A 25214-nucleotide genomic window follows, 5' to 3' on the forward strand; every position below is an offset into this window, starting at 1 on the left:
ATCAGCCAGTATTGAACGAAGAACGGATAGCTGTATAAAAAGCCAGTTGTCAAGAGTATTTGAAAAATTAAAGTTTGCAAGATTGCTTCACATGAGCAGCGGGTTTCACATAGAATCTGACACCCGCTGTTCACAGGTAGTGAGTCAGTAACAGGCAAGATCATGCATCTACACGATGCATTTTGTACTTTTGTACCTTTCATTCAGATCAGAGAAAAATGGCTAGTACCAAACCGGGCGAGCGTAAGCACCAAATTTTGCAGACGCTGGCAGCAATGCTGGAAAATCCTAAAGGCGAGAAAATCACCACCGCAGCCCTGGCGGCAAAGGTGGAGGTGTCTGAGGCCGCTTTATATCGTCATTTCGCCAGCAAAGCGCAGATGTTTGAAGGCTTGATCGAATTCATTGAAGCATCCATTTTTGGTCTGATTAATCAAATCAGCGAGCAGCAGGACGATGGCTTGTTGCAGGTGCAGGCGATTGCACAAATGCTGTTAAATTTTGCAGAACGTAACCCCGGCATGACGCGGGTGCTGACTGGCGATGCGCTGGTCAATGAAGATGAGCGCCTGCAATTACGCATGAATCAACTGGCAGAACGGATAGAAATGGCGTTCCGGCAGTCTTTCCGTCTGGCCGCAAGTCAGGGCAACGCGATTGATACAGAAGCGCAGGTCCGGGCCAGCCTGTTGTGTAGTTTTGTCCTTGGCCGTTGGTTGCGTTTTGCAAAGACCGGATTCAAAAATTTACCCACCGAGCAGGCAACGTTACAGATCGCGATGATGTTGCATTAATTCTGCCGTTCTTGGTATTCAACAGATTTCCAAAGTATGATGCTGTACGCCGACAGCGCGACAGACGCTGACAGGTCATATCACATAAAAATCGACAACGCATATTGTTACCGCAGCAGAAAGTTCGCTGGTGTGGTGCGCGATATGACGAATATCAGGAGACAACATGGAACAAACCCAAACCCACGCCAAGCGTCGGCAGGTGGATATTTTGCTGACCAAATATGCCGAAAGTCACTTACATCCGACGAATGAAATCATTCATTGCATCTGTGTACCGGCGATCGTTTTTTCTTTTCTCGGTCTGATCTGGGCCGGGCACCCGTTAGCAGCGTATGCCGCCGTGATGACCAGCCTGATTTACTATTTCTTTTTATCGCCGCGCTTCGCGCTGGGCATGCTGCTGATGTCGATGCTGATACTGGCGGTTTTGCAGTATCTGCCGCAGGGCAGAATCTGGCAGATTTCTCTTGCCGTTTTCATCATCGCCTGGATAGGTCAGTTCATCGGGCATAAGATCGAGGGCAAAAAACCCTCGTTTTTTGATGATATCCGTTTTTTACTGATAGGCCCTTTGTTCGTGCTGGGCTTTCTGTACCGGCGTATCGGCATCACGTATTAAATCTTTGCTGGCGGAACACCCTCTGTTATAAGCGAACAATGCATGTTCCGCCTGTCTGATTTTCTGCTTCGACTTTGGCCTGCCGGCGATGGTTGTATGGTATTCGCAACCGTAGTTATGAACAACGCCGCCAGCCGCTGCCTTGATAAGTTCAGATGCCTGCAAGGCTGCTCATCTGCGGGTAAACTGCGACTCTGTCTCCTGCTTAAGTCTGACCGTGTCTGATATTTCTCCATCCAATTTTTCTTTATCACAACTGTTGCATTCCGCTCAGCCGTTTGCATTGCTTGATGATGCCCAGGCGGATGCGGCACAGTCGCGCTTGTATTATGGCTTTCAGAGAGTAGTCGAATGCCGGAATTTACAAGACTGGCCCGCCTTTATTCACACGCTGGAAGCGGCGTTACAGGATGGGTATTATGGCGTGGCCTTGTTGTCTTATGAGACCGGCGCGCAATTACAGAAGATAGCTCCGCGTGACACTGCTGCTGTCTCCAGGATAGCGATTTTTCAGTATTGTCAGCGGCTGAACGGCACACAGGTAGAACAGCTATTGAGCGAAATCCCGGCTTCTGTGACGGGGGTGGCAGATATCCATGCGAATGTGGATGAGCCAGCTTTCAGCGAGGCGATAGAAAAAATACAGACCTATATCGCCGCCGGTGATACGTATCAGGTTAATTACACTTATCGCCTGCACTTCGATGCTTATGGTGACCCGCTTGCTTTATACCGGCGTTTGCGCGAACGCCAGCCAGTGCCTTATTGTGCCCTGATTTATATGCCAGAGGGTGACATCGTGATTTCCATGTCACCGGAACTCTTCATCCGCCATCAGCAAGGAAACTTATACGCCAAACCCATGAAGGGAACGGCGGCCGCCACGGGCGACACGCTGCGTGATCAGCAACTGGCAAAAGAACTGGCCGCAGATACCAAGAACCGTGCAGAAAACCTGATGATCGTCGATCTGCTGCGCAATGATCTCGGTCGTATTGCGGATATCGGATCGGTGAAAGTGCCGCAATTATTTGAAGTGAATCGTTTTTCCAGTGTGCTGCAGATGACCTCGACGATACATGCGCATCTGCGTCCAGAATTAGGGCTGGCAGATATACTCAACGCGCTGTTTCCATGTGGTTCGATCACGGGCGCACCTAAGCACAGAACCATGCAAATCATCCGTGAAATTGAACCTGCCGCACGTGATTTATATACCGGTGCGATAGGCTGGTTTGATCCGCCGCAGCATAGCAATATACCCGGCGATTTCTGCCTGGCTGTACCTATCCGTACTTTGCAATTGCAGGCACCAGATAAGGGGGTAGGGGAGAGTACCGTTGTGCGGCGAGGCGTCATGGGGGTCGGGGCCGGAATTGTGTACGACAGTCGTGCAGACGAAGAATTTGCCGAATGTCAGTTGAAGGCAAAATTTCTGACAGGATTACCAGCGCAGTTTGAATTGTTTGAAACCATGTATGCCACGCGTGAGCAAGGCTGTCGTTACTGGACGCGCCATTTACAGCGTTTACGCCGGTCTGCCCAGTATTTCGGCTTTGTCTGGAATGAAAAAGAGATCTGCCGCACAGTACAAGGGTTCTGTGCCAATTTACCGCCACAGACCGCATATCGCTTACGTCTGGCGATTAATGCGCAAGGTCAGGTGGCGATTACGTCGGGCGTGTTAACACTGCTGAACGCGCATCCCGGCGTGATGCTGGCGCAACAGGCAACATCCAGCGATGAATTATTTTTGCAGCATAAATCGAGCATCCGGCAACGCTACGACGAAGCCTGGAAAGCGGCTGGAGCCCACGGGGCTTTTGACATGCTGTTTTTCAATGAGCAAGGACATCTGACCGAAGGTGGTCGCAGCAATGTCCTGATTCAGAAACAGGGGGTATGGCTGACCCCGCCTTTATCTGACGGCGTGCTGCCCGGGGTGATGCGTTCGGTATTACTGGAAGAGCCTGAGTTTCAGCAGCAATACCGGGTGTGCGAACAATCGCTGACCCGTGCTGATCTCGACAATGCCGATCAGATCATGTTGTGCAATGCCTTGCGCGGCGCATTTACAGTCAGGCTCTTACAACGGTAGTTGCTGCATAATGCCTGCTGAAATCATTACGGGTTGTGCCGCAGATCGCTGGCGGGTTACACTCGGAATGGCAACAGCAAGCATATGCTGACAAATTCCAACGACAGACAAAAAATAGACAAGATCATTTGCATGATCTCAACAGGAGATGACCGATGAAAAAACGCTACGCCCTCGCAGCTTTGCCTGCATTGATTGCCCTCATGTTTAGCGCGAATGTCGCTGCCCAGATTAAAGTCGGCGTGAATGTTTCCGCTACGGGTGCCGGTGCCTCGTTGGGCATACCTGAAAAGAATACTTTTGCTTTATTGCCGAAAGAAATTGGTGGCAAAAAAGTCGAATACATCATTCTCGATGACGCTTCTGATTCGACGATGGCAGTCAAAAATGCGCGCAAACTGGTATCCGAAGACAAGGTAGATTTACTGATAGGGTCGACCATCGTGCCGACTTCTCTGGCGATGATCGATGTAGCGGCGGAGACAGAAACGCCGATGATTTCGATGGCAGCGGCCGCTTCCATTATTTCTCCGTCTGATGCAAAGCGTCACTGGATATTCAAGACGCCGCAAAATGATTCGCATATGTCTACGGCGGTCATCAGTCACATGGCCGATGCCGGTATTAAGACAGTAGGCTTCATCGGCTTCAATGATGCATACGGCGAAGGCTGGTACAAAGAATTTTCCAAACTGGCAGAATTACGCAAAATAAAAATCGTGGCAAACGAACGCTTTGCCCGTCCGGATACGTCGGTCACCGGACAAATCCTGAAAATTATCGCCAGTAATCCCGATGCGGTGTTCATCGCTGGCGCTGGCACACCTGCAGCCTTACCACAAAAAACTTTAAAAGAGCGCGGTTATAAAGGGAAGATTTATCAGACGCATGGCGTTGCGAACAATGATTTCCTGCGTGTTTGTGGCAAAGATTGCGAAGGCACTTGGTTACCGGCGGGCCCTTTGCTGGTCGCTGAGCAGTTACCGGCAGATAGTCCGGTGAAAAAATCTGCTTTGCGTTACACCGGCGTCTATGAAAAAGCGTACGGAGCAGGCTCAGTCTCGACCTTTGGCGGGCATGCTTGGGATGCCGGATTATTGCTGGAAAACGCAGTGCCTACGGCGTTGAAAAAAGCACAGCCGGGAACCAAAGAATTCAGGGCAGCGTTGCGCACGGCGATAGAAAACACCACAAATCTGGCCGTGTCTCATGGCATTGTAAATATGAACAGCGGCGATCATGTTGGCCTGGATCAGCGTTCCCGCGTGATGGTGCAGATTGTCGGCGGCAAATGGAAACTGGCGGGGCAGGCAAAATAAGCCTTAGCATTCGCTATAAAAGGGAGCTGCGGCTCCCTTTTGCTTGGTCTTCGGGATGCACTTTGAAGTCGGCTTTTAAATGTAAATCAGCATAGACTGTCACGCTTCATCGGCAGCGATAGTTCAGATCTGTTTGTTTCAGCGAGAAAGTTTTTTCCATGGATTTTTCGATTGCCGCCATCCTTGCGCAGGATGGCATCACCAGTGGTGCGATATATGCGCTGCTGGCGCTGGCACTAGTGCTGGTGTTTTCTGTTACCCGCATCATTTTTATTCCTCAAGGTGAATTTGTCGCTTTCGGTGCGCTGAGTCTGGCCGCGATACAGTCAGGGCAATTTCCACATTCAGCCACATTGTTGCTGGGCTTGGGGACGTTGTGTCTGCTCAAAGAAATTTATCAGCATCTGCGCGCGCCGCAGCGCAGCGCGAATTTTTTACGTGCATTTTTGCCAGATACAGTAAAGCTGTTGCTGTTGCCGTTGCTGCTCTGGCTGTTGATGCGCTATCTGCCATTACAGGAATTGCCTATGCTGGTACAGGTCGTGCTGGCGCTGCTGCTGGTGATACCTATGGGGCCGATGATGTACCGGCTCGCCTATCAGCCGCTGGCTGAAGCCAGTACGCTGGTTTTGCTGATCGTTTCCGTCGGGCTGCATCTGGCGCTGACCGGTCTTGGCCTAGTGATGTTCGGTGCCGAGGGCTCACGAACTGCTGCTTTCAGTGACGCACAATTACAGCTAGGTTCGCTGATGATCTCAGGTCAGAGTCTGGTCGTGATTGCCGTTTCTGTCACGCTGATGATCGCTTTGTATGTCTATTTTGAGCGCAGTTTATCTGGTAAAGCGTTGCGGGCGACTGCCGTCAATCGTCTTGGTGCGCAACTGGTCGGGATAGGGACGACGCAGGCAGGACGTTTGGTTTTCACGCTGACGGCAGCCTTAGGTGCCTTGTGCGGCGTATTGATTGCGCCAATGACGACCGTCTATTACGACAGTGGTTTTCTGATCGGGCTGAAAGGATTCGTCGGGGCGATTGTCGGCGGTTTGTTCAGCTATCCGGTGGCTGCCGCTGGCGCCTTACTGGTCGGTTTGCTTGAATCTTATTCCTCGTTCTGGGCCAGCGCTTATAAAGAGGTGATCGTCTTTACGCTGATCATTCCGGTGTTGCTGTGGCGTTCTCTCAGTAGTAAACACAATGACGAGGAGGAATCATGAGTCACCTCCTGCGTTATGGAAAATATGTATTGCTGGCGCTGGTGTTCATTTTCCCGGCATTACCGGTTCCCGAATTCTGGATCACTTTATCGAATTACATAGGCTTGTATGCGATCGTCGCGCTGGGTCTGGTTTTGCTGACGGGTGTCGGTGGTCTGACCTCGTTCGGGCAGGCGGCGTTTGTCGGTATCGGCGCGTATGCCACTGCTTATCTGAGTACGACGGTGGGCTTATCACCGTGGCTGGGTTTGCTTGCCGGTTTGCTGATTACTGTCGTGGCAGCCCTGGCAATCGGGATGATTACCATGCGCTTATCCGGCCACTATCTGCCACTGGGGACGATCGCCTGGGGCTTGTCCCTGTTTTTCCTGTTCGGAAATCTCGAATTTCTGGGGAAATACGATGGCATCAACGGCATTCCGTCGATTGCGATCTTCGGCATCAGGCTTGATAGCGGCCGCAGCATGTATCTGCTGATCTGGGCCATATTGTTGCTGGCAACGCTGGCTGTACAACATCTGTTGCAGTCGCGTCCCGGTCGTGCGATACGTGCGCTCAAAGGGGGCGGTGTGATGGCGGAAGCGATGGGCGTGAATACCGCACGCATGAAAGTCATCATCTTCGTATTGGCAGCCATGCTGGCGAGTATTTCCGGCTGGCTGTATGCCCATTTACAGCGCTCCGTGAACCCGACACCGTTTGGCTTGAATGCCGGTATCGAATACTTGTTTATGGCCGTGGTAGGCGGTGCGGCGCATGTGTGGGGCGCTTTGCTGGGCTCGGCATTACTGACCATCCTGAAAGATAAACTGCAAGCGATACTGCCTGCTTTGTTAGGCAGTAATGGTAATTTTGAAGTGATTGTTTTTGGTGTCTTGCTGATTCTGTTGCTGCAAACGGCGCGTGATGGCGTCTGGCCTTATCTGCTTCGTGCAGCGAAAAATATATTCCGGCCGTGGTTGGCGACAGAACCGGCTATCGTGATCAACACTCACAGTGCGCCACTAGCCAGTCGTATTAAGCCAGCCAGTGGTAACGTGATTTTAGAGATAGCGCAGGCGCGCAAAGAGTTTGGTGGTCTGGTCGCTGTGAATGACATGCAGTTCAGCGTCAGCGCTGGTCAGATTGTCGGTCTGATCGGGCCGAATGGTGCCGGTAAATCGACAATGTTCAATCTCGTAACAGGTGTGTTGCCGCTGACCAGCGGCATGGTACGTTTTTATAGCAATGGTCAGTTACAGGACATTACCGGTCTCGCTTCGCGCGACATCGTCAGACTCGGCATCGCCCGCACGTTTCAGCATGTACGTTTGCTGGCGAATATGAGTGTGCTGGAAAACGTGGCGATAGGCGCGCACTTGCGACACAAGCAAGGCGATATCAGCGAAGTCTTCGCCAGTATTTTGCGTCGCGACCGGAAAATCGAAGACAGCTTGCTGGCCGAAGCAGCACGCCAGCTTGAACGGGTTGGATTGGCACACCTGATGCATGAAGAAGCAGGCAATCTGGCGCTGGGTCAGCAACGTATTTTGGAAATTGCACGTGCGCTGTGCTGCGACCCGGTTTTGCTGTTACTCGACGAGCCTGCCGCTGGTTTGCGCTATAAGGAAAAGCAGGAACTCGCAGAGTTGTTGCGAAAATTGCGCGCCGAAGGAATGAGCATTTTGCTGGTGGAACACGATATGGATTTCGTGATGAACCTGACCGATCATCTGGTCGTGATGGAATTCGGCAGCAAAATAGCCGAGGGTTTGCCGCAAGAAATTCAACAACATCCGGCAGTATTGGAAGCGTATTTAGGTGGAATAGACTGATGACACAAGAAAATTCACAGGCAAATTCACAAGCGCTGCTGGTCACCGATCAATTGCAGGTGTTGTACGGCAAGGTCGAAGCCTTGCAGGCGACGAATATCCGGGTGGAGCGTGGACAGATCGTCACCGTCATCGGCCCGAATGGCGCAGGCAAATCAACGATGCTCAATGGTATTGCCGGTGCCTTGCCTGCCAGTGGCAGCCAGCGTGGGCAGGTCCTTTTTAACGGGCAGGATTTACGCGGCATCAGCATAGAAAAACGCGTCGCGATGGGGATGTCGCTGGTGCCGGAAAAGCGCGAATTGTTCTCCAGCATGAAAGTGGAAGACAATCTTTTGTTAGGCAGTTACCGCCGTTATCAGGCCGGTGAAAAAAACTATGCCGATCAGCTCAGCGTGGTGTTTGATTTATTTCCGCGTCTGAAGGAAAGGCGTCATCAGGAAGCGGGCACTTTATCGGGTGGCGAGCGACAGATGCTTGCGCTGGGGCGCGCACTGATGGCAAAACCGCAGTTGCTGATGCTCGATGAACCTAGCCTTGGTCTGGCGCCATTGATCGTCAAAGAAATTTTTCACATCATTCAGCGACTCAGGCAAACCGGCGTTGCCATATTATTGGTTGAACAGAATGCCCGTGCTGCTTTACAGGTGGCCGACTATGCGTATGTGTTGGAAACCGGCGCGATTGCACTGCAAGGAAATGCCGCAGAACTTGCCAATGATCAGCGCGTGATTGATACCTATTTGGGGCTGACGAAAAAATCTCACTGATGTGGTATGAGCATAATGAGGGAATGCGATGCTATCTCATGTATTTATTGGCGTGAATGATTTCCAGCGCGCTTTTCACTTCTATTCGGGAGTGATGACTGAACTGGCATTACAACTTAAATTTTCAGAAGAAGATAAGGCGTGGGCAGGATGGATTAAAGCCGATCAGCCGCGCCCTCTATTTTTGATCGGCAGACCATTTAATGGAGCGCCAGCCTCGGCAGGAAATGGGCAGATGATTGCGTTACTGGCGTCTGATCGTGCGATGGTCAGGCGAGTGTACGCAAAGGCGATACAGTTGGGGGCGACTTGCGAAGGTGCTCCGGGGCTGCGACCGCAGTATCATGCAGATTACTACGGCGCATATTTTCGGGATCTGGATGGCAATAAATTATGCGTCTGTTGTCATACGCCGGAGTGACAACAGACTAACAACAGACAGACATCACTGCGTATCCTGCATCCAGGCTTTCAGTCCGTTAACCCATTTTGCCGCCGGCAATTTCATGCTGAGTCTGATCTCTGTTGCGCGTTCATACAGCACATCGAAATCGACTGCCGGTGCCTGTTTGAAGGCGATCGCGACGGTGTTCGCATCGTGCACCATCGGTAGCCAGACGACCGCATCAAAGGCCGCATTCAAGGCGTCCAGATTCGCGTTGCAATTGGCTTCGTAGTGTTCCGGGTTGCCGAATAAATTGACCGTCAGTATGCCGTCATCAGTCAGACAATCTGCGCAAGCCTGATAAAACTCCGGGCTGCTGAGTGCGGGAGCTTCGGCGGCGGCATCGTACAGATCAACCTGCATCACGTCGGCTTTGCCGTGATGCGCGGTATCGGTCACGTATGTCATGGCATCCATGGCGACGACATGCAGCCTGTCGTCGTTGGGTGGCAGGCGAAAATGCTGATAGCAGGCAGCGATCACATTCGGATTCAGCTCTATGGCGGTGACTTGTGCATGTGGGCATTGGCGGTAACAGAATTTAGTCAGTGCGGCTGCACCGAGTCCCAGTTGGACGATATGTTGCGGTGTCTTGTTGAACAACAGCCACATCATCATTTGCTGTACGTATTCCAGTTCAATCTGATCCGGCATGGCCAGTCGCATGGAGCCTTGTATTGCATCGGACGATAAATGCAGAGAGCGCACGCCGATGAACTCGGAAATACTGATTTCCGGATAACCGGCAATCTGGGTGGTGGCGTATAAATCGGTTGGCTTACTCATACGGTCTTGTCCTCAGGCCAGATATCCACGCCTTCTATCTCCATCATTTTTTTCCAGCTAGGGCGATTGGTGATCAGTTGCACCAGATGATTCAGTGCCGGCCATTCGGTTGCCGGATGCGGCATCTTACGTGACCAGCGCATCAATAGTGTCAGATACAGATCGGCGACTGAAAATTGTGCACCGAGAAGATAAGGGCCATGCGCGTTCAGGTGTTGATCTAACTGATCCCATATTTTTTCTATACGCGTTTGCAGGGCATGACATACCTCATCGGGATGCGTTGCATAACCCAGTTCTGACGGATAAAACCAGAAACGATAAGTGGCCTGCAGATTGTGACTCAGATAAACCATCCACTGACGCCATTCATCATATTGTTCCGGCGTGCCGGTCAGACCCGCCGCCGGATGGCGTTCAGCGAGCAACATCATCAACGCGGCCGTTTCTATATATGGCTTACCATCGCACACCAACGTCGGCACGACCCCGTTCGGATTCAGGCGCAGGTAAGCGGGATCTTTTTGCTGATTTTTTTCAAAATCGACCAGTTGCAGTTCGTAGGGCGCACCTGTTTCCAGTAAGGCCAGATGCACCGCCATGCTGGCGGTCGCCGGAGCGTAATAAAGTGTGTACATGATTTGTCTGGAAAATCGGGCAGAGCCGGAAACATTCGCCGGCAAACATGATTGAAATGAAGGAAGCACTTAGTGTTGCTCACCGCAAACCGGGCAGCGCGGATTTTTTTTCATTCCTATCGTCGTCCATTCCATGCTCATCGCATCCAGCAGCAGTAAGCGGCCTTGCAGAGATTTACCCGTTTGCATGATCAGCTTCAATGCTTCGGCTGCCTGCATGGTGCCGATGATCCCGACCAGTGGCGCAAAGACACCCATGCTGGAACACAGGACTTCCTCGAATTTCTGATCCGGTGGAAACAGACATGCATAGCAAGGCGATTCCGTATTACGCGTATCGAAGACGCTGATCTGGCCATCAAATGCAATGGCCGCACCGGAGACCAGCGGTCGTTGATATTTGACACAGGCAGCGTTCACCGCATGACGCGTGCTGAAATTGTCACAGCAATCAAGCACAATGTCCGCTTGCTGTATCAGCTCTTCGAGCCGCTCACCTTGAGCCCGTTCTTGCAGGGCGATGACATGAACATCAGGATTGATCTGTTGCAGCGCTGTCCGGCCGGATAAGACTTTCGCCATGCCGACCCGCTCAGTGGTATGCAGAATTTGTCTTTGCAGATTTGTCAGATCGACGAAGTCATTATCAACCAGGGTAAGGCTGCCGACACCGGCGCTGGCAAGATACAGAGCGGCAGGCGAGCCAAGGCCACCGGCACCGATGATCAGAACTTTGGCTTCAGTAATTTTTTTCTGGCCTTCTATGCCTATCTGTTCAAGCAGAATATGGCGCGAATAGCGCAGGAGTTGATTGTCGTTCATGAGATAAAAAAGGCCGCTGTGCAGCGGCCTTGAAGGTCTGATTATTTTTTCTTGTGATCAGATTTGCCGTCTTTGTCGGTTTTCTCTGATTTTTCCGCACCGTCTTTTGCTGCGTCTTTTGTTTCTTTCACTTCTTTTGGCTCAGTCACTTTGACCGGCAAGCCTTTCAGATGATTCAGGGCCTGTGCTAACTGGAAATCTTCTTTGCTGCCGTATTCCAGTGGTTTGCTTTTCTTGGCCAATGCCAGCAGGCGTTGCTCTTCCTCCAGCTCGTCCACTTTCGGGCGGACAACTTCTTTTTCTTTGTCGTTCGTCAGATGCTTTTGCAAATCTGCTTCACGTGCGCGGAAACTGTTGAAACCATCACCTTCGGCTGTTTCTTCTACATTCAGATCCGGCACGATGCCTTTTGCCTGTATCGAGCGGCCATTCGGTGTGTAGTAGCGCGCAGTCGTCAGTTTGACTGCTGTATCAGCAGAAATCTGGCGTATGGTCTGCACAGAACCTTTACCGAAACTCTGAGTACCGATCACCGTTGCGCGTTTGTAATCCTGCAAAGCACCGGCAACGATTTCAGATGCAGAAGCAGAACCGGTATTGATCAGCACAACCATAGGCACATTTTTAATGGCTTCCGGTAATTTGGCCAGCGGGTCACCCATCGCGCGGCCTGCATAATATTCACGTTTGGCGTAGAAGGTTGCTTTCGAGTCTGCCAACTGTCCATTGGTGGAGACCACCGGCACGTCCTTAGGCAAAAACGCAGCGGAAACACCGACGGCGCCTGGCAGTACGCCGCCCGGATCATTGCGTAAATCCAGCACCAGACCTTTGATTGCAGGGTCTTGCGCATACAAAATCTGGATTTTCTTGGCCATATCTTCAACGGTTGGCTCCTGGAATTGCGAGATGCGCAGCCATGCATAACCAGGTTCAACGATCTTGGCCTTCACACTTTGCTGTTTGATCAGTTCACGTGTGATGGTGACGATAATTGGTTTGTCTTCCGTTTTGCGGGCGATCGTCAGCGTGATTTTGGTATTCGGTTCACCACGCATTTTTTTGACGGCTTCATCGAGCGTCATGCCTTTGACTGGCAGCGAATCGAGGCGTGTGATCAGATCGCCGGGTTTTAAGCCAGCACGGTAGGCAGGGGAATCTTCAATCGGTGAAACGATTTTGACATAGCCGTCTTCCATCCCGACTTCAATGCCGAGGCCGACGAATTTACCTTGTGTGCCTTCCTTTAATTCTTTAAAGGATTTCTTATCCAGATAGGCGGAGTGCGGGTCCAGCGATGCCACCATGCCAGAGATTGCTTCTGTCAGCAGTTTATTATCATCGACAGGTTCGACATAATCTGACTTGATCAGACCGAAGACATCAGCCAACTGGCGCAATTCTTCCACTGGCAGGGGGCTGCCGGCATTTTTTTGCGCAAGAGCAGAAAACTGCATGGAAACCGCCACGCCAGCGACCATGCCCAGGCCGATTAAACCGAAATTCTTAAATTTACTGCCCATGATTCACCTAATGCCTATTTAACGACGATCCAGTTAAGTGGATCAAATGCCCGTCCCTGATGACGGATTTCAAAGTATAAACCTGATTCTTCATTGCCGCCGCTGTTACCGGCACTGGCAATAATGTCGCCCGCTTTGACGCTGTCGCCGACATGTTTCAATACTGCCTGATTATTGCCATAGATGCTCATGTATTGGTCGCCATGACCAACAATAATCATATTTCCGTAACCTTTATACCAATCTGCAAAAATGACTTTGCCCGCTGCGATGGCTTTAATTTCACTGCCTTCACCGGCTTTGATGAATAAACCTTTCCAGCTTGGTCCATCGCCGCGCTTGCTGCCAAACTTCGCCAGAATTTCGCCTTTGACTGGTAATCTTAATTGCCCTTTCAGTCGATCAAATTCACCCGCTGGTGGTGCTTCTGACTTCACCTGTTTCGGTGGCGGCTCGTCTGCATCAATCGCATTCGGATTCGGCTTCTTACCGGCTTTCTTGTCCAGCGCCGCTTGCTTCGCTCTTTCTTTTTGCGCCGCAATTCTTTCCTGGCGCTGTTTCTCTTCCTGTTCCGCGCGCAGTTTATCGGCTTTCAACTGCTCTTCTATCAGTTGATTCAGACGTGAGACAAGATTACTCAGTCTTTGTTCATCTTTTTGCAGATTATCTGCCTGTTTTTTTTGTGCGTAGAGTTTGTTTGATAACTGTCCGACCAGCGTCGCATGTTTTTTCTTTTCTTTTTCTAACGCGATCTTGTGGTCTTTTTCTTCTTCGGCGATTTCATCGAGTTCGGCTTTGGCCTCTTGCGCATCCTGGGTATTTTTTTCTGCCGCTTTCAGACTGCTGCGCAGGCTTTCTATCATTTTTGCCTGCGTTTGCGAGACATAGCCCATGTATTGCAGATCGCGGTTAATCCGGTTCGGATTGTCACCGGACAGCAGCAGCTTGATACGATCGCTGTCGCCATGCATGTACTGCCGGCGCAGGAACGTCGACAGTTGTTTTTTTTGCTTTTCTATCTGTGCGCTTAAGGCTTGTTGTTGCTCGGTCAGTTGCCGGAGTTTTTCTTCGGTCTGCGCTTGTTCGTTCTGCAAATCGCGTAAAGACCGGTTCGCTTCCGAGATGGCTTTTTCAGACTCGGCGAGTGCATCGCTGGCCTGATCTTTGGCGCTCTCGGTCTTATTGATGTCTGTTTTTAATGCTTTCAGTTTTTGCTGCAACTCTGCACGTTCAGCTTCTGCTTTATTTTTTTGCAGGGCGCGCGAGTTACTGGCGGCAAAGCCTGATGCTGCTGTACCTGTGATCGACAGGCACAGCAGACTGGAAAGCAAAAAGCGTGTGTGTTTTTGCATCTAGGATTACTTGGATTTACCCTGGCTGGCAACGGCTTTCAGTGCGGCTTCAATCGCCGACTGGTCACCGAGGTAATAATGTCTGATTGGTTTCAGATCAGCATCCAGTTCATACACCAAAGGCTGACCATTAGGAATATTCAGATTGACGATATCGTCGTCGCTGATGCCATCGAGCATTTTGATCAGGGCGCGCAGGCTGTTGCCGTGTGCTGAGATCAGGATACGTTTGCCAGAGCGGATCGCAGGTGCAATGCTGTCTTCCCATGCCGGTACGACGCGTGCCACTGTGTCTTTCAAACATTCTGTCAATGGGATTTGTTTGCGATCCAGACCGGCATAACGCGGATCATTAAACGACGTGCGGTCATCGTCTTCTGCCAGCGGATTTGGCGGTGTGTCATAGCTGCGGCGCCATACCAATACTTGGTCATCACCGTACTTGGCGGCAGTTTCTGCTTTGTTCAGGCCTTGCAGCGCGCCATAGTGGCGCTCATTCAGACGCCAGTCGTGCACGACTGGCAGCCACATCAGATCCATTTCATCGAGCGTGCCCCACAGCGTGCGGATTGCACGTTTGAGGACGGAAGTGTAGGCCAGGTCAAATGTCAGCCCGGCTTCTTTGAGTAATTTCCCCGCTTGTGTCGCCTCGGCGACGCCTTTCGGGGTCAGGTCAACGTCGGTCCAGCCGGTGAAACGGTTGTCAAGATTCCAGGTGGATTCACCGTGTCGCATTAATACGATTTTGTACATAGTGGTCAGTTTAAGTCGTGGTTAGTATGCATTTAAATATGTTCGCTGCATCTATTTTATAATGACGGGCTTCTGATAACCATTTTTACTACTGGAAACCTGTGAAATTCATTCTTGATAATATTTTTCTGATCGGTATTGCGTTGATTTCTGGTGGTGCTTTATTGCTGCCTTTGTTGCAACGCCGTGGTGCCAAAGTGTCGCAATTACAGGCGACACAATACATCAATCAGGGCAAAACGCTGGTGCTGGATGTGCGTAGCGCAGACGAATTTGCGACGGGCCATCTGCCGAATGCAAAAAATATCCCGCTGGCAGAAATCAATAATCGCTTGAAAGAAATCGAAAAGTCCAAAAATGCAGTGGTGATCACTGTCTGCGCGACGGGCGTGCGTTCTTCGAATGCCGTTTCTGTGTTGAATAAAGCCGGATTTGCGCAGGTATTCAGTCTCGATGGTGGCACCGAAGCCTGGAAAACCCAGGGTATGCCGATTGTTAAGTAAGCTGTAAAGTAGCTGGAGAAGTGTATGAAACCGCAAGTTCGTATGTATAGCACGGGCGTTTGTCCGTATTGCACGATGGCTGAACGCTTGTTGAAATCCAAGGGCGTCGATGAAATCGACAAAGTGCGCATTGATCTTGATCCTGCCGAACGCGATGCGATGATGCAGAAAACCGGGCGCCGCACGGTGCCGCAGATTTACATCGGCGACACCCATGTTGGTGGTTTTGACGATTTATCGGCCCTTGATCGTGCCGGTAAGCTCGATGCTTTGCTGAATCCTTGAGCAAAAAATCCGGCTTTGACCGGATTTTCTACGGGCTTGCTGTTGAAGTGTCTGCGAAGTTGTGATTTTTGCAGTCTCCTTGCTACAATAAGGCGGCGCGATCTTGAAATGGCCAGAATCGGCCCTATCTGCCCATCTCGCTGTTCATTATTAATCTTTTAGAATTTTAGAAAGTCTCACATGTCTGACGAAAATCTGCAGCCCGTATTCCAAATCCAACGCGTATATCTGAAAGATTTGTCGCTTGAACAGCCAAATTCTCCAGCGATTTTCCTGGAACAAGAAGCCCCTGGCATCGAAGTTTCTGTTGATGTCGGCAATGAAAAACTGGCGGATGGCATTTTTGAATCGACAGTGACAGTGACTGTGACAGCTAAAATCGGCGACAAAGTAGCGTTCCTGGTTGAAGGCAAACAAGCCGGTATTTTCGAAGCGCGCAATATCCCTGAAGATCAGCTCGATCCATTGCTGGGTATCGGTTGCCCGAACATCATCTATCCATACCTGCGTTCTAACGTAGCGGATGCGATCACCCGCGCTGGTTTCCCACCGATTCATCTGTCGGAAATCAACTTTGAAGCCTTCTATGCGCAACGTTTGCAAATCGCAGCAGATCAGGCTAACGCAGCTGAAGCACCTGCGACTATCCAGTAATTTTCCTGATACCCGCCGGATCGCCATCTGATTGACGATCCGCGCGGGTGAAGAAAGAAGTTCATGCGCGGCTTGATTTCCATTTCTACCCTGAGTCTGTTGGCGACGCTGGTGACAGCGCCGGTGCAGGCGATGGAGTTCCGTTCGGTTGGTGCGACGCCTGTGATTATGTACGACGCGCCTTCGGTCAAAGGTGGCAAAGTCTATGTGGCGCCACGCGGCATGCCGGTGGAAGTGATTTTTACCTCGGGTGCGTGGAGCAAAGTCAGGGATATGGCGGGCGACCTGAGTTGGGTCGAATCCAAGGATCTGATTACCCGCCGCAATCTGATTGTGCGGGTTGCCAATGCGAAAATCCGCGCCAGTGCTGATGACAGTGCCGCACTGGTATTCAGCGCTGAGAAAAACGTCTTGCTGGAAATGGCCGAGCCTGCTTCGGCCGGTTGGGTCAAAGTCCGGCATCGCGACGGGCAACTTGGTTACGTGAAAGTGAACGAGGTCTGGGGTTTATAATTCCGCCCTGATCGCTGGTTTGACGGCAGTAATTCAAAAGAGGACAGCGTGCTGTCCTTTTTTTGTATGTGATACGCAATGACGGATTGTATTTGCTGGCGTAAAGCTGGCGGAACCGATTACTGAAGACAGCCGGTATTTCAGGGCGAAATTCGCATACTCCCCCTGTTTTTATTAAAAACCCACCGATTGTCGGCATAGATAAAGGGCTTCAAAATATACTGGTGGGAGTATATTTGAGCCGTTTCTGATGAATTCCATCGTAGGTAAGAGCATGAATATCAGCGTATTAGGCGCAGGTGCCTGGGGCACAGCAGTGGCGATTGCCCTGACAGCAAAAAACAAAGTATTGATGTGGGGCCGGAATCAGGCCGCGATGCAGGAAATACAGGCGCAGTGTGAGAATGTCGTTTATCTGCCGGGGTTTCCGCTGCCAGACAATCTCGAAATCACTGCGGATTTTTCCGCTGCGATGGCGCATGTTGCGGGGAATGACAGCCTGCTGGTGATTGCGACTTCGGTATCCGGTCTGCGCCCGACTTTAGAGGCTTGCCTGCCGTATGCGCCGCAAAATGTGATCTGGCTGTGCAAAGGTTTCGAAGAGGCGACGCAGTTACTGCCGCATCAGATTGCCCGCGAAATACTGGGCGATGATGTGGCCATCGGTGCTTTGTCCGGCCCGTCGTTTGCGCAGGAAGTCGCGCAGGGATTACCTTGCGCGCTGACGATTGCTTCGACTTCTCCGGCACTCTGCCAACGTGTTGTGCAAGCCCTGCACGTCAATGCGATGCGGGTGTATTCCAGCGATGATCTGGTCGGTGTTGAAGTCGGCGGGGCAGTCAAAAATATTCTGGCGATTGCTACCGGTGTGGCTGACGGACTGGGTCTTGGCCTGAATGCGCGCGCAGCTTTGATGACGCGCGGTCTGGCAGAGATCAGCCGGCTTGGTGTTGCGCTCGGCGGTAAAGCGGAAACCCTGATGGGCCTGACTGGCGTTGGCGATTTAATTCTGACCTGCACAGGTGATTTGTCGCGTAACCGCAAAGTCGGCCTGGCGCTGGCACAAGGAAAGTCGCTCGCGGTGATTATCGAAGAGCTGGGTCATGTTGCCGAAGGCGTACGTTGCGCGCAGGCGGTGCGCAGTCTGGCAGCCCGACTGGGCGTCGATATGCCGATTACGAATGCGGTGGCGGGAGTCTTATTTGATGGCGTTTCTGCCAGAGAAATGAGTATGCGTTTGTTGGCTCGCGATTCTAAGCAGGAAGTCAGCTGAATCAATAACGGCGGCGTTGTGCCGGGTATTCCAGCACCCGCGTGATCACCGGTTCGGCAATTGCGTGGCGCTGCATCAGCTCTCGGGTTTTTGCGAATCCCAGTATGTCCAGATAGTGCAGCCCGATATCCACCAGTAAGCGTGAAATCACATCTTTGCGCCGCAATGGCTGACAATATTTGCGTAAAGCTTTACGGCGGCGGCTTCCTGGCATGACGGGCTCCGGCTGGTAGTATGAGCCGAGTATAAAGCCAGCCATGCAGCTTTGCCACTATCGTGTTGTCAAATGTGCATAGATCATCAATTTGCCCTGTGTCATTGCCGTTCTGAGCGACGATCAGAGCGTGGGAAAATCGGTGGCGTTGATGAATTCAGCCAGCAGTGCTTCCAGTCCTTGCTGATCTTCTGCTGAAAAGCGGTTCAGATGCGGGCTGTCGATATCAAACACACCGGCGACCTGTCCATTCACGATCACCGGAATCACGATTTCAGAATTCGATGCAGAATCACATGCGATATGTCCGGGAAACGCGTGTACATCGGCAACCAGCACTGTGCGTTTTTCCGCTGCTGCAGTACCGCAGACGCCACGTTTAAACGGAATGCGCGCGCAGGCGACTTTGCCCTGAAATGGCCCGACCAGTAAATCATGTGGAAATTCTGTCGTGGGGTTTTTTGCCGGTGTACACAGATAAAACCCGGCCCAGTTCAGCCCCGTCAGGCTGTGATAAATAAAGGCAGAAAATTGCGACGCGTTGGTGCTCAGATTGCGTTCGCCTTCTAAAATGCTGCGGATCTGTTTTACCAGCAAGGCATAATCTGGTTTTTCACTCGCGGCCGAAGTTTCAAACATGGTGTTTTCTCTTGAAATAAAATGTCGCGCTGACTTAAGTTGAGTAAGGCACGCGCGATAAAAAATGTTCAGGCTTTATTCAGCCTTCACCTTTAGCCTGGGATTCGCTTTTTTTTTCGTGTTTGCGGTGGCCGGTGCCGGATGCACTTTTGGCTTTGTGCCGGATGCCAGCTTTGTCGCATGATGTTGTGCTAAGTGGCGACCCACCTGCGAAGGCTCAACACGGAATTGCATACGCTGCCGTGTTGCCAGTGCTTTGTTTGCCATGTTGAACCTCGCAGAATGATCAGGTACGCCGCTTACAGCACGTAGCGCGACAAGTCTTCATTAACCGACAATGCGCCGAGTCGCTCTTCAACATAGGCCGCGTCTATCGTCACTACTTTTCCGGCGTTTTCGTGTGCTGCGTAAGAGATTTCCTCCAGCAGTTTTTCCATCACGGTGTACAGCCGGCGCGCACCGATATTTTCGGTCGTTTCATTGACGGAATAAGCGATGCTGGCGAGTTTTTCCACGCCTTCCGGAGTGAAGTCCACCGCAACATCTTCGGTTGCCAGTAGAGCCTGATACTGACGTGTCAGGCAAGCGTCGGTGCTGGTCAATATGCGTTCAAAATCGGCAATCGATAAGGATTCAAGTTCGACGCGGATAGGGAAACGGCCTTGTAATTCCGGGATCAGATCCGACGGTTTGGCGAGATGGAAAGCGCCGGATGCAATGAACAGAATATGATCGGTTTTGATCATGCCATATTTGGTATTGACTGTCGTGCCCTCAACCAGCGGCAGCAAATCACGCTGGACACCGGCGCGCGAAACTTCGGCACCGCCAGTTTCTGAGCGCGATGCAATTTTATCGATTTCATCCAGAAAAACGATACCGTTCTGCTCTACGTTTCTGATCGCGTCTTGTTTCAATTCTTCTTCGTTGACCAGCTTTGCCGCTTCTTCTTCAATCAGCAATTTGAATGCTTCTTTGATTTTCAGTTTGCGGGTTTTTTTGCGGCCATTGCCCATGCCCGAGAACATGGTTTTAATCTGCTCGGTCATTTCTTCCATGCCCGGCGGCGCCATGATTTCCATGTGGGTTACGGCTTCAGCCACTTCCAGTTCAATTTCTTTGTCGTCCAGCGCGCCTTCACGCAGGCGTTTGCGGAAGGTCTGGCGCGTCGCATTGTCAGCGGCTGGCGCAGCTTCACTGCCTTCAGGATGAATGCCGAAATCGCGTGCCGGTGGCAATAAAATATCGAGAATGCGGTCTTCTGCCGCATCTTCCGCGCGCAGCCGGACTTTGCGGGTCGCTGCTTCGCGCGTTTGCTTGATGCCGATATCGACCAGATCGCGGATGATGGTATCGACGTCGCGCCCGACGTAACCGACTTCGGTAAATTTAGTCGCTTCAATTTTAATGAAAGGGGCATCCGCCAGTTTCGCGAGACGACGGGCGATTTCTGTTTTACCGACGCCTGTCGGGCCTATCATCAAAATGTTTTTTGGCGTGATTTCATGGCGCAACGGTTCTTCGACCTGCTGGCGACGCCAGCGATTGCGCAGGGCAATTGCGACTGCCCGCTTTGCTTTGGCCTGACCAACCACGTGTTTATCGAGTTCAGAGACGATCTCTTGCGGAGTCATATTCATGCTGTTTCCTATCTGCTTCTTAAATCCATGCCGGCGCCGCAGGCGCTCATCAGGCATGGTGAATCAAAATTATTCCAGGGTTTCTATGGTGTGCGACAAATTGGTATAAATACATAGTTCCCCAGCAATCGTCAGCGACTTCTTGACGATCTCGACTGGTGACAAATCGGTATTTTCAAACAGGGCAATCGCGGCTGATTGTGCAAACGTGCCGCCGGAGCCGATCGCTCCTATGCCCTGATTCGGTTCAAGCACATCACCATTGCCGGTGATGACCAGGGTCGTGTCTTTGTCTGCCACCAACAGCATTGCTTCCAGGCGGCGTAACATACGGTCGGTACGCCAGTCTTTGGCGAGCTCTACCGATGCGCGCATCAGATGCCCCTGATGTTTTTCCAGTTTGGATTCAAAGCGTTCGATTAATGTGAATGCATCTGCGGTACCGCCAGCGAAACCCGCCAGTACTTTATTGTGATACAGCTTACGCACCTTGCGTGCTGTACCTTTCATAACGATATTGCCAAGGGTGACCTGACCATCGCCGCCGAGGGCGACAACATTGCCGCGCCGTACCGTCAGGATGGTGGTGCCGTGAAATTGTTCCATAAGGACCTCATAAATGGTTGAAACTATGTCGCGAAGCTTCGCAGGCTCGCGCCGGCAGAGATTGAAGCAGAACGAGACTGCGTACTGAGCGGATCTTGTTACGTGAGTGCTTGCTACCGCTATACTTATTTGAAAATCGTCTTTGTCAGACGGATGACAGATAGGCGCAAGAATAAAAAGCGACAACACACACGCGATGGCGCATCGGAACCAGAAAGAAAATGGGGTGTGTCGGCAGAATTACAAGAAGTCTAGTGCTTACGCAGTGAGATGCTGGCGATATTTTTTAAACCCATCGCGTTAAATAACATCATGACCAGATAATTCACTTCTTCAAACCGGATAGTCACGCCGGGTTTGCCGACGATGGGTGCAAGGCCGTTTAATAACTCAGCGGAGGCACTGAATTCCACGCGGTCAAGTTTCGAGCAATCGATGATCAAAGGCTGGTGCTGTGCAGCTTGTTCAGCAATTTTTTTCACCAGCGTGTCGACGCTGCCATCCACCATTGCAGGCATGAAGAAACGATCAGAAGGCGCTTCTTCCTCTTCATGATTGAGCTCTGGGAAGGCATCTGTAACATTATTCTGAGGTGCTTCGAACGATGGCGGAGACACTTCAAACGTAATGCAGTAATCCATGCTGGCTTCTTCGAATGCTTTTTCAAAGTGCAGCAATTGCAGAATTTCTAATAACAGCAGCCATGGGGCTTCTGTCTCATCACGCCGCCCGACCTGCAAAATAGCGCGAATTTTATCTGTCAGGCTTTGTGCGCCGACCAGCATCAGATCATGCCCGCTCTTTTTCAGATTTTTGAGTGTCCGTAACAATAAGCCGCAGCCGACAGGATCAACTTCTTTAATTTTCGAGAAATCCAGACGCAGGCTAGGACTTTTTGCGCTCGCAATATTAATTTTTTCCAGTATTTTGACAATGGTAGCGTCAAGTTTTACCGGGAAAAGTATGCTTGGTCGGGACGCATCCTTAGGATGCGTGTCGGCTTCTGGCTGCGGTGTATTTTCAGGCCACAGCGGAGGCGAGGTTTCAAATTTGTTGGCGTAATCGAGCGAGAGGCTTTCAAATTTATGCTGATTATTCGTGATCCGGTATAAATCAAACAGCATCTGCCAGCCTATTTCGGTCGCCAGTCCAAGATGTTGGTGATGTACGGCGGCATCCAGCATTTGCTCTGCCACTTCATTTTGTCCGCTTGCAAACAAAATAGCTGCTTCTTCGAGAACCGGTACGGATTCACTATAGGCGAGTGCTGACCCCGGAATTTCTGTATTGTGGCCGAGCAGATAATCTGACGGCATCGGCATCGGCAGCGTTGTTTGAAAATCTGCTACAGGGCCGCGATTTGTCAGAGGTTGTGTGTGTTCGGTAAGATCAAATTTACTGTTGCCGAGTTTTTTTGAAATATCGGTTTTGGTGATGACCGGCGGGCGCGTCTTGACGATGTCACGCGACATTTCAAATTCTATGGCATCAATTTTTCGTTCAGTAGCACGAGCGACGTGGCGCTGGGTAATGACAGAATTGCTGAAAACCTCGCTGTCATGGAAACCTGTAATAACAGTGTTACCAGATTTAGAGCGAGCTTTTCTTGAAGAAGATTTCTCGGTGGAGCGATCTTCTTTTTTGCCACCTTTTTTACCGAAAAGAGAAAAAATCCCCACACTATTCCTAAAAAAATACGTCTTAAACGAGTGAAATTTGTACTTGCTAAGTATATTCTTAATTGAGCGTAAATAGTAAGCTGCGCTTTTCTGACTTAACAATGTTTTATTTTTTACAAAAATCAGTTTTTTAAAAATATCTTAGAGAAGTTAGCATATTAAGCTCATATACACAAAAATGGAGGCATTTAGCCTCCATTTCGCATTTAACTACGCCATCTTTGTAAATTTAATTTTACATTTCGTAACAAGCCAGAAATTAAAAACTGGTTCTGACTCCGGCGATAAAGCTTCTGCCCGGCTGCGGTACGCTTTCTCTCAATATCGAGGTGGACAGGCGTATATCCTGATTCAGTAAATTTCTGGCCATCAGGAACCAGGTAATTTGTTGCCCTTGATACGGATGAGAGTAACTCAGATTGGCGTCTATTTTGGTATACGAAGGTGTGACGTAATTTTCAAAACTGGCCAGTCTGTCCTGACGCTGTGCATGCAGGATATTCAGCGAGGTGCGCCAAGCCCCTTGTTTGAATCCCAAATCGAAACCAACACGTGTGGCCGGTTGCAAAGGTAAGTTTCCGAGATCAGTCAGTGTACCGCGCGAGATATCAGCAAAGGCGCGCGCAGAAAATCCTTCTCCCAAGTGGTTATAACTGATTTCCGCTTCGCCACCGCGAATCTTCGCAGTCGCCTGTGACCAGTTGCGCAAAGTGAATTCAGCGTCCGCCTGAGCGATACCTTCTCCATCTACTTTGGTGCCATCCGTATGACCATAGATATAGTTGTCGACTTGATTAATAAAGGCATTCAACTTCCAGCGCAGCAATCCAGTGGATTTTTGCAGGGTGAATTCGAGATTATGCGAAATCTCTTTTTTCATGTTGATATTGCCGATATCGAACGTCGCGGTCGATTCGTGCGGACCTGCTGAATACAATTCTTCTGTTGCCGGAGCGCGTTGCGCGAGTGACAAACTCAGACCGGCACTGTAGCCCGGAGTAAATTGCCATAAACCACCGGCAGACGCGGAATACAGATTGAAGTTTCTGTGAGCGAGTGCACTGATTTCGTCTGGTTCACGGCTGACATTTTCAAGGCGTACACCTGCGCTGCCAAGAACATCACCAAACTGACGTTGTTCCAGCGCGAATACCGCAACCGAGGTTGATTTGGTCGAAGGAACGGTATCAGCGCGGCCACTTGAAGCCGACAATGCTGAGAATTTGGTCTGTTCCGTCTGCAGTCCCCAACTGCCTTGCCAGCCGGACCAGTTTGCGTGCGACAGGACGATGCGGCTTTCCAGCATTTTGTTTTTAAAGTTTGTGACCGGGGTACCGTCTTCAGCTTTTTCTGTGTGCTGATAATCAGTGCCGCTGAGTTTAAATTTCAGACTATCAAAACCTTTTAGTGGCGAGTTGAGCTGGCCTTCCAGATCAAGCCTGTTCTGCCGCAGATCGATAAAGGATTTTTCTGCAGTTGGTATGCCGTAATGGTCGTTCAGAGTTTGTACGGCTGCGCCCAGATAACCCCACGATTGAATCAGGGATGCACCGGCAGCAAGACTGTTTGAACGGGTGAAACTGGAAGGTAGTTTGCCATCTGCTGATGCCGGATCTGACAGGTTTGCTTTACCCGGGATATCATAATTTCCGGTTTCGCGGCTGTTGCCGTCTACATGTAATCCTATGTTGCCGCTGGAACCATCCACGGAGAATGAGCCACTTTTTTCCTGATTCACCGTGCCGTATCTGAGCTCCGCTTCGCCAGTAATTTTTTTATTTAATACGGTGGGAATGCGATCGTCTATCACGTTGATCAGACCACCGATGGCACCGCTGCCGTAGAGTAAAGCTGCTGGGCCGCGCAAAATTTCGATTTGTTGTGCGGTTGAGCTTTCACTGGCGACTGCGTGATCGTTTGACAGGCTGGAGACGTCGGCAACACCCATGCCGTTTTGCAGAATTTTTACCCGTGGGCCTTCCAGACCGCGGATGATAGGTCGCGATGCGCCTGCACCAAATCCTGAGGCGGATACACCGAGCTCGTTGCCCAGCGTTTCTCCGAGTGAGGTGCCAATTTTTGCGCGAAGCTCAGGGCCGGAAAGTATTTTTGCCGGCGTCAGTACTTGCATGTCTTCGCCATTTCCCAGTGGGTTGGAAGTGACCGTGACAGTATTGATCGCTTGTGCGTTGGCGTTGCAATGAGCAAGGGCGGAGAGGACTGCGGCTGCGGCAATAGTGCGGTGAAATTGCATGATT

Annotated in this window: 26 protein-coding genes; 13 read left to right on the top strand and 13 right to left on the bottom strand. The window is 50.9% G+C overall.

Annotated elements, in window-relative coordinates; translation table 11 throughout:
* Positions 1-218: 218 nt before the first annotated feature.
* From slmA to H8K26_RS13835, 8 genes are all read left to right on the top strand, one after another.
* A complete protein-coding gene (gene slmA, locus H8K26_RS13800) occupies positions 219-794 on the top strand; it encodes a nucleoid occlusion factor SlmA (RefSeq protein WP_186884370.1) in 576 nt (191 codons plus the stop codon).
* Between the two features lie 166 nt (positions 795-960).
* Positions 961-1416: an Mpo1 family 2-hydroxy fatty acid dioxygenase gene (locus tag H8K26_RS13805; RefSeq protein ID WP_190480319.1), complete on the top strand. Its 456-nt coding sequence runs from the start codon at positions 961-963 to the stop codon at positions 1414-1416.
* A gap of 217 nt (positions 1417-1633) precedes the next feature.
* Complete coding sequence (gene pabB, locus H8K26_RS13810) at positions 1634-3514, top strand: aminodeoxychorismate synthase component I (protein WP_317889277.1); 1881 nt, start codon at positions 1634-1636, stop codon at positions 3512-3514.
* A 155-nt stretch (positions 3515-3669) separates the two neighbouring features.
* Positions 3670-4833, top strand: coding sequence for an ABC transporter substrate-binding protein (locus H8K26_RS13815; protein WP_190480321.1), 1164 nt, complete (start codon positions 3670-3672; stop codon positions 4831-4833).
* A 158-nt stretch (positions 4834-4991) separates the two neighbouring features.
* Positions 4992-6047 (top strand): branched-chain amino acid ABC transporter permease, encoded by a 1056-nt coding sequence (locus H8K26_RS13820; protein ID WP_190480323.1) that lies wholly within the window; start codon positions 4992-4994, stop codon positions 6045-6047.
* The gene (locus H8K26_RS13825) at positions 6044-7861 is read left to right on the top strand and encodes a branched-chain amino acid ABC transporter ATP-binding protein/permease (RefSeq protein WP_190480325.1); all 1818 of its coding nucleotides are present in this window, start codon (positions 6044-6046) and stop codon (positions 7859-7861) included. The genes H8K26_RS13820 and H8K26_RS13825 overlap by 4 nt, the downstream gene beginning before the upstream one ends.
* Complete coding sequence (locus tag H8K26_RS13830; RefSeq protein ID WP_190480327.1) at positions 7861-8631, top strand: ABC transporter ATP-binding protein; 771 nt, start codon at positions 7861-7863, stop codon at positions 8629-8631. The genes H8K26_RS13825 and H8K26_RS13830 overlap by 1 nt, the downstream gene beginning before the upstream one ends.
* Positions 8632-8659: 28 nt before the next feature.
* Positions 8660-9052 carry a VOC family protein gene (locus H8K26_RS13835; protein ID WP_190480329.1) on the top strand — a complete coding sequence of 131 codons (393 nt, stop codon included), beginning with the start codon at positions 8660-8662 and terminating at the stop codon, positions 9050-9052.
* Positions 9053-9076: 24 nt separating this feature from the next.
* Here H8K26_RS13835 and H8K26_RS13840 read toward each other — a convergent pair whose 3' ends face one another.
* The 6 genes from H8K26_RS13840 to gpmA all read right to left on the bottom strand — a co-directional run bounded on the left by H8K26_RS13840 (position 9077) and on the right by gpmA (position 14950).
* A complete protein-coding gene (locus H8K26_RS13840; RefSeq protein ID WP_190480331.1) occupies positions 9077-9862 on the bottom strand; it encodes a spermine/spermidine synthase domain-containing protein in 786 nt (261 codons plus the stop codon).
* Complete coding sequence (locus H8K26_RS13845; RefSeq protein ID WP_190480333.1) at positions 9859-10500, bottom strand: glutathione S-transferase family protein; 642 nt, start codon at positions 10498-10500, stop codon at positions 9859-9861. Before H8K26_RS13845 ends, H8K26_RS13840 begins: the two co-directional genes overlap by 4 nt.
* Before the next feature lie 69 nt (positions 10501-10569).
* On the bottom strand, positions 10570-11322 hold the full coding sequence (locus tag H8K26_RS13850; protein WP_190480335.1) for a HesA/MoeB/ThiF family protein: 753 nt from the start codon (positions 11320-11322) through the stop codon (positions 10570-10572).
* Between the two features lie 41 nt (positions 11323-11363).
* On the bottom strand, positions 11364-12845 hold the full coding sequence (locus H8K26_RS13855; protein ID WP_186884380.1) for a S41 family peptidase: 1482 nt from the start codon (positions 12843-12845) through the stop codon (positions 11364-11366).
* Positions 12846-12859: 14 nt separating this feature from the next.
* On the bottom strand, positions 12860-14197 hold the full coding sequence (locus H8K26_RS13860; RefSeq protein ID WP_190480337.1) for a murein hydrolase activator EnvC family protein: 1338 nt from the start codon (positions 14195-14197) through the stop codon (positions 12860-12862).
* 6 nt (positions 14198-14203) lie between these two features.
* Positions 14204-14950, bottom strand: coding sequence for a 2,3-diphosphoglycerate-dependent phosphoglycerate mutase (gene gpmA, locus H8K26_RS13865; RefSeq protein ID WP_186884382.1), 747 nt, complete (start codon positions 14948-14950; stop codon positions 14204-14206).
* A 101-nt stretch (positions 14951-15051) separates the two neighbouring features.
* On the opposite strand from gpmA, the gene H8K26_RS13870 reads away from it, so the two are divergent.
* The 5 genes from H8K26_RS13870 (at position 15052) to H8K26_RS13890 (ending at position 18178) form a co-directional block, all read left to right on the top strand.
* Positions 15052-15453 carry a rhodanese-like domain-containing protein gene (locus H8K26_RS13870; RefSeq protein WP_186884383.1) on the top strand — a complete coding sequence of 134 codons (402 nt, stop codon included), beginning with the start codon at positions 15052-15054 and terminating at the stop codon, positions 15451-15453.
* Between the two features lie 24 nt (positions 15454-15477).
* A complete protein-coding gene (gene grxC, locus H8K26_RS13875) occupies positions 15478-15738 on the top strand; it encodes a glutaredoxin 3 (protein WP_186897658.1) in 261 nt (86 codons plus the stop codon).
* Between the two features lie 180 nt (positions 15739-15918).
* Positions 15919-16392 carry a protein-export chaperone SecB gene (secB, locus tag H8K26_RS13880; protein WP_186884385.1) on the top strand — a complete coding sequence of 158 codons (474 nt, stop codon included), beginning with the start codon at positions 15919-15921 and terminating at the stop codon, positions 16390-16392.
* 63 nt (positions 16393-16455) lie between these two features.
* Positions 16456-16905 carry an SH3 domain-containing protein gene (locus tag H8K26_RS13885; protein ID WP_186884386.1) on the top strand — a complete coding sequence of 150 codons (450 nt, stop codon included), beginning with the start codon at positions 16456-16458 and terminating at the stop codon, positions 16903-16905.
* Between the two features lie 274 nt (positions 16906-17179).
* The gene (locus H8K26_RS13890) at positions 17180-18178 is read left to right on the top strand and encodes an NAD(P)H-dependent glycerol-3-phosphate dehydrogenase (RefSeq protein ID WP_186884600.1); all 999 of its coding nucleotides are present in this window, start codon (positions 17180-17182) and stop codon (positions 18176-18178) included.
* Position 18179: 1 nt separating this feature from the next.
* Here the strand turns inward: H8K26_RS13890 and H8K26_RS13895 are convergent, their stop codons facing one another.
* The 7 genes from H8K26_RS13895 to H8K26_RS13925 form a co-directional block, all read right to left on the bottom strand.
* Positions 18180-18392 carry a hypothetical protein gene (locus H8K26_RS13895; protein WP_186884387.1) on the bottom strand — a complete coding sequence of 71 codons (213 nt, stop codon included), beginning with the start codon at positions 18390-18392 and terminating at the stop codon, positions 18180-18182.
* Between the two features lie 123 nt (positions 18393-18515).
* Positions 18516-19031, bottom strand: a complete 516-nt coding sequence (locus tag H8K26_RS13900; RefSeq protein WP_190480339.1) for a GAF domain-containing protein — start codon at positions 19029-19031, stop codon at positions 18516-18518.
* Positions 19032-19106: 75 nt separating this feature from the next.
* On the bottom strand, positions 19107-19298 hold the full coding sequence (locus tag H8K26_RS13905) for a hypothetical protein (RefSeq protein ID WP_190480341.1): 192 nt from the start codon (positions 19296-19298) through the stop codon (positions 19107-19109).
* Positions 19299-19330: 32 nt separating this feature from the next.
* Positions 19331-20671 (bottom strand): ATP-dependent protease ATPase subunit HslU, encoded by a 1341-nt coding sequence (hslU, locus tag H8K26_RS13910; protein WP_186884390.1) that lies wholly within the window; start codon positions 20669-20671, stop codon positions 19331-19333.
* A gap of 69 nt (positions 20672-20740) precedes the next feature.
* Positions 20741-21277 carry an ATP-dependent protease subunit HslV gene (gene hslV / locus H8K26_RS13915; protein ID WP_186884391.1) on the bottom strand — a complete coding sequence of 179 codons (537 nt, stop codon included), beginning with the start codon at positions 21275-21277 and terminating at the stop codon, positions 20741-20743.
* Positions 21278-21528: 251 nt separating this feature from the next.
* Positions 21529-22956: an STAS domain-containing protein gene (locus H8K26_RS13920; RefSeq protein WP_190480344.1), complete on the bottom strand. Its 1428-nt coding sequence runs from the start codon at positions 22954-22956 to the stop codon at positions 21529-21531.
* A 259-nt stretch (positions 22957-23215) separates the two neighbouring features.
* The gene (locus H8K26_RS13925) at positions 23216-25210 is read right to left on the bottom strand and encodes a TonB-dependent receptor (RefSeq protein WP_190480346.1); all 1995 of its coding nucleotides are present in this window, start codon (positions 25208-25210) and stop codon (positions 23216-23218) included.
* Between the last annotated feature and the right edge of the window lie 4 nt (positions 25211-25214).

Source organism: Cognatundibacterium aquatile, assembly GCF_014699135.1.
Classification (GTDB): Bacteria; Pseudomonadota; Gammaproteobacteria; order Burkholderiales; family Burkholderiaceae_D; genus Undibacterium; species Undibacterium aquatile.